General features: G+C 47.6%; 5 protein-coding genes. 1 reads left to right on the top strand and 4 read right to left on the bottom strand.

Annotated elements, in window-relative coordinates; translation table 11 throughout:
* A partial coding sequence (locus A3751_RS15335) for a superoxide dismutase (RefSeq protein WP_304439037.1) occupies nucleotides 1–372 on the top strand: 372 nt, incomplete at its 5' end.
* Nucleotides 373–471: 99 nt separating this feature from the next.
* Here A3751_RS15335 and gspD read toward each other — a convergent pair.
* The 4 genes from gspD to groEL all read right to left on the bottom strand — a co-directional run.
* Nucleotides 472–2,442, bottom strand: coding sequence for a type II secretion system secretin GspD (gene gspD / locus A3751_RS15330; RefSeq protein WP_231876909.1), 1,971 nt, complete (start codon nucleotides 2,440–2,442; stop codon nucleotides 472–474).
* Between the two features lie 40 nt (nucleotides 2,443–2,482).
* Nucleotides 2,483–3,322, bottom strand: a complete 840-nt coding sequence (locus tag A3751_RS15325; protein ID WP_068457700.1) for a type II secretion system protein N — start codon at nucleotides 3,320–3,322, stop codon at nucleotides 2,483–2,485.
* A gap of 10 nt (nucleotides 3,323–3,332) precedes the next feature.
* Entirely contained in the window at nucleotides 3,333–3,980 is a 648-nt protein-coding gene (gspN, locus tag A3751_RS15320; protein ID WP_197466390.1) for a type II secretion system protein N, read from the bottom strand.
* A gap of 344 nt (nucleotides 3,981–4,324) precedes the next feature.
* Nucleotides 4,325–5,395 (bottom strand): chaperonin GroEL (gene groEL, locus A3751_RS15315; RefSeq protein ID WP_068457697.1); only part of this gene is annotated, 1,071 nt, incomplete at its 5' end.

The following is a 5,395-nucleotide window of genomic DNA, read 5'->3' as shown; positions in this document are numbered from 1 at the left end:
CAGATTTGGAACCACACATTTTACTGGAACTGCCTAAGCCCGAACGGTGGCGGCGAACCTACGGGCGTAGTGGCAGACGCGATTAACGCAGCATTTGGATCTTTCGCAGAATTCAAAGCGGCATTCAATGATCGCGCTGTCAACAACTTCGGCTCAAGCTGGACGTGGTTGGTAAAAAATGCCGACGGAAAACTAGAGATCGTTAACACGTCAAACGCCGGCACGCCAATGACGGATGGTCAAACAGCGCTACTGACCGTTGATCTTTGGGAGCACGCCTACTACATCGATTATCGTAACGCTCGTCCTACATACTTGGACGCATTCTGGGCGTTGGTTAACTGGGATTTCGTTGCTGCGAACCTAGGCTAATTTAGCCAAGAATTGTACCCAAAAAAAACCAGAGCCTTGCTCTGGTTTTTTTTGCTCAACCATCTCTATAAAATAGGCCCCCTCTCAATCGCAAGAGAGCTAACGCACCTTCATACCGTTATACAAGGTCTCGACAGGCGGTTTTTCAAGCTTATCCAACTCTTCCTGATCCTCACCCTGAGCTGCCTTCAAGTCTAGGTTTAGCTGCCACAACTGATCAAACTTATCGTTGGTAACAGCTCGCGTCGCCGCTTTATCCCTCAGAATCGTAGGCCTCAAAAACACCAATAGATTTTGTTTTGTCACGACTTCCGAAGAGCTACGAAACAACGCGCCCAACCAAGGGATATCTCCTAGTAGCGGCACCTTACTTTCGCTCATTCGAACATCATCACGAATCAAACCACCTAAAACAATCGTTTCACCATCATCCGCAAGAACATTAGTTTTGATTTGACGCTTTGTCGTAATAATATCGGCTCCAGCCGTTGAAGGAGAAACACCAGAGATCTCCTGCTCAATTTCAAGACGAACCAAGTCACCCTCACTAATACTTGGCGTCACGATCAGTTTTACACCAACATCTTCGCGCTCAATCGTTGTAAACGGATCTGAAGTGCCTGCGCCGCCAGAACTCGACTGACCGGTAATAATCGGAATGTTCTCACCAACAATAATCGATGATTCTTGGTTATCCATTGTGATCACTTTAGGCGTTGATAGTACGTTCGCACCGGCATCACCCTCTAAGGCCTGAACCAATGCTCCCCAACTGACCCCATTACTGTTGGTATCACCCACGCCAAGCGTCAAACCCGTGGTCGGCGAACCCAAAAGACTTGGATCCAAATCACCATTGGGATCGTTATCTTTATCAATTAAGGCACCAAGCAGGTTGGCCGCACTCAAACCAATCTCGTTGAAGTTGGTAAAGGCACCTGGAATAGATGCGCCTTCATCGTACAACGCCCACTGAATACCCAGTTTATTGTCTGTATTATCCTGAATCTCAACAATCGCAGCCTCAATCAGAACCTGAGCTCTGCGAACATCCAACTCCTCAATCACACCCTCAAGCTCTTGCAATAAGGAAGGCTCGGCACGTATCACTAAAGCATTCAGGCCTTCGTCTGCATATACACTTGCATCAACCTTGGGCGCAGCCTGTCCTTTCTCTGCAGCTTCCTCACTCACTATGTCGCCCATCAATCCACTAAGAAGCTCAGCAATCTCTTCTGCATCGGCATGCTTCAACCTAACCACTTTCGTTTTGCCACCGGTTGAAGACGGCTGATCAAGCTTGGAAATAAGACTGCGCATTTTCTCTCGGAATGGCTCATCACCTCGAAGAATCAATCGATTACTACGCTGATCAGCTACGACAGAAAACTTATTAGCGCCTTTGCTTTGAGCGGACTGACCAAGCTCACTCGGGGCCAGCTCCTCAAGCAGTTTAACCATATCGCCCACCCACGCCTCCTGAAGCTGAATAACTTCAAGCTCGTATTTCGATGGACTATCCAACTCATTAATAATTTTGCTGATGCGCTTTATATTCGATACGTGATCACTAATGATTAGAGCGTTGGCTGCCGCGACACCTGCTAAATGCCCATACTTTGCGACCATTGGTCGAAGAATTGGTACGAGTTCAAGCGCATTCGCGTTATTTACCTGAATCACACGCGTTACAATCTGCTCATTTGGAACGCGCTTCAGCAACTTTGGGTTATCAGCCTCTTGCTTCGCATCATTCTGCTGAACGATCTTGATCACACCCGTACCTGGGATTGCTGCAAAGCCATGTACTCCCAAAACGGAAAGGAACATCTCATAAACAGCATCTTTGTCCATTGGCGTATTGGAGACGACCGTGACCTTACCTTTAACGCGAGGATCAATGACAAAGCTATAACCAGTAATATCTGCCACCTGTGTAACAAAAGCTCTGATATCGGCGTCTTTAAGGTTTACCTGCCAAGTCTGCTCTTCAGCAGTACTAAACGCTGCGAAAGAAAACAACAAGGATATTAGAAGCGCTCGCATGCTTAGTTGTTTGAACTTATTCACGGTTAATAACTCGTCATTTAGTATTTTGATTATCAGTCACTCAGTTTAACGGATAATTAACGAAAAAACTGGCCCCATCTCGCACTACCTCAACCTCTATCGAGCCTTGTTGGTATATCGTGCTCATCATTTCTTTGTCTTGCTCAATATCGCCCAAGGTATGACCATTCACAGAGCGAATCACGTCCCCTTTCTGTAAGTTCATACCTGCAAGCATCGGATTGTTACCTTTAAACACATACCCGCCTTCCTCCGCAAAACCCAGGCCAACCGAGTTAAGCGCTCTCTCTGGATTCTCAGAAAGTCGATTTGTCGCCTCTTCGATAAAGTCTTCTGGCGTACGAATATCTCTCGATGTTTCGCGCTTAGGCCTTACAACCTCAGAGATCACTCCTGTCTGAGCGCTCTCATCAAAGTAGAGCGCCTCGTAGGCCCCATTCCGGTCAAGCAACACCCGGTCAGGGTAAACTTCGGCCAGCTTTACACCGCCCGGTAAAGAGTCGCCGATACCATAATATTCCGCAGACTTACCAATCTCTTCAATAATTGCGCCAGATTTTCCGCCCTCATCACCCGTAAAAACGCCTTTCAGAATGAGACGCAACTTGGTCTTGGGCGCCTCTTTTGGTTTCTCTGATTGAACTGCAACCTGACCAGCCTCTCCAAACAAATGATAACGATCGATTGCCCTTGTTACTCTGCGTTGACCATCAGAGTTATCGGAGTTTGAAGCCGAAAAGCGTGTTGGTATTGCCTGCTGTTTTTCGTCCAGAACGAACCACACCAGCCTTGCACATAAAGCGGCAAGATAGACCGCCAACGCCAGAGCACCAATAAAGGTGATTCGACTTGCCCACTTCGATGTCTGATCTGCACTCATCACAGGCTACTCACCCTGCGCCCAATTGACGCGAAAGTGGCTTTTTAATCTTGAAAACAACATCCGTTTCACTCGAATTAGCTGACCAAGGTTCTTGAGCAATATCCAGCACTCGTCTTGTCACTTCCCACAAGGCATCGCCACCTACTTGCCAAGAACCGCGCATCGTATCGAAGCTTGCGTCCTGGTCACGGATACCCAAATAGATCGTACCATCACTTTCTGTTCGAATGGCGCCACTAAACGCAGGCATAATCCGGTCGTGAATCTCCCTCCCTGCGGGGTAGCTAATCGCCCCTCCATCCCAACTGAAGCGACCAACTAAGCGTTCCACTGTCTGACTTTCAAGATCCAACGCAAGCCCTTTAGCGAAAAGCTCACCATCAAGCTTTACTCGTTTAGTACGCAAGAATGGGTTTAACTTGCTCAACTCGAGGCGCATCGACTCAACCTCTATGCGCTGAGCAGAAAATCCCACCCCCAAAACAGCATCGAGCGCGCCCGCCGTTGACTCCAATTGTACGTTCACGGGCAGAGAACCGCTCCACATATCCGATAATTTAAGCTCCCACGCGAAAACACCCTCTAGATGTCTAAATGCGACATGCGCCCTTCCATCCCAAATCGTGCCATCGAACGCTTTTGTAATAACACCCAACGACTGCACCTTTGTGACAGGAGCAATAGCATACTTCCACGCAAGACTCGCCGGTAATGTCGCAATAAGAGCCACAGCGAAAGCACTGACAAAAACTAATATGATAAGAAGAGACTTTTTAATCACTGGGTTATTATTCTGGTAGAAACTCTATTGGTGGCAACATTCAAAACGCAAGTTCGAAGACCAGTCATTACAGACTATTTGAACCACGAATACCACCAACATTAGCGCATTTTAAGCCGATACATTAAAAGTTCCTTAAATCACACGCAAAAAAAAGCCCCAGCAATCGCCGGGGCCCTATTATGAATTACGCTAAATCAGCGCAAGCATCGAGACAGTTACATCATACCGCCCATTCCGCCCATTCCGCCCATATCAGGCATCGCAGGCGCTGGGTTGTCCTCCACAACTTCTGTCACCATACATTCCGTAGTGATCATTAGACCCGCAACCGAGCCAGCAGCTTGAAGCGCTGTACGAGTTACTTTTGCTGGATCGAGAATACCCATCTCGATCATGTCGCCGTATTCACCCGTCGCGGCATTGTAGCCAAAGCTACCTTCGCCTTGCTTAATTTTGTCACTCACGACAGAACCTTCGCCACCCGCATTCGCAACGATCTGACGAAGAGGTGCCTCCATCGCGCGCTTAAGCAAGTTAATGCCGACGTTCTGATCTTCGTTTTCGCCTTCCAAATCAGCAATTGCCTGAAGGGCACGAACCATAGCAACACCGCCACCAGGAACCACGCCTTCTTCAACTGCAGCGCGAGTAGAGTGCAACGCATCTTCAACGCGTGCCTTCTTCTCTTTCATTTCTACTTCTGAACCAGCACCTACTTTGATGACTGCAACACCACCCGCTAATTTGGCTACACGTTCTTGAAGTTTCTCTCGATCGTAATCAGAAGAACTCTCTTCGATTTGCTTGCGAATTTGAGCAACACGACCTTCGATATCAGCAGCCTGTCCAGCGCCATCAATGACCGTTGTGTTCTCTTTGCTAATATTAACGCGTTTCGCCGTGCCAAGATCTTCCAGCGTTGCATTCTCAAGAGATAAACCAACTTCTTCAGAAATAACCGTTGCGCCAGTCAATATAGCGATATCCTGAAGCATTTCTTTACGACGATCTCCAAAACCAGGCGCCTTAACAGCCGCCACTTTAACAATGCCGCGCATATTGTTTACAACCAATGTTGCAAGAGCTTCGCCTTCGATATCTTCAGCGATGATCAACAATGGCTTGCTTGCTTTTGCAACATTCTCTAGCACAGGAAGCAGCTCACGAATGTTTGAGATCTTCTTATCGACCAGAAGGATGAATGGGCTTTCAAGCTCAGCACTCATATTATCCTGATTATTGATAAAGTATGGTGATAGGTAACCGCGATCAAACTGCATCCCTTC

The sequence above is a fragment of the Oleiphilus sp. HI0080 genome, assembly GCF_001635135.1.
This window is presented reverse-complemented; position numbering and strand designations above follow the sequence as displayed.

Excerpts from the sequence above, each read along its gene's own strand:
- A3751_RS15325 (WP_068457700.1), bottom strand. The coding sequence starts at position 3,322 with ATGAGTGCAGATCAGACATCGAAGTGGGCAAGTCGAATCACCTTTATT.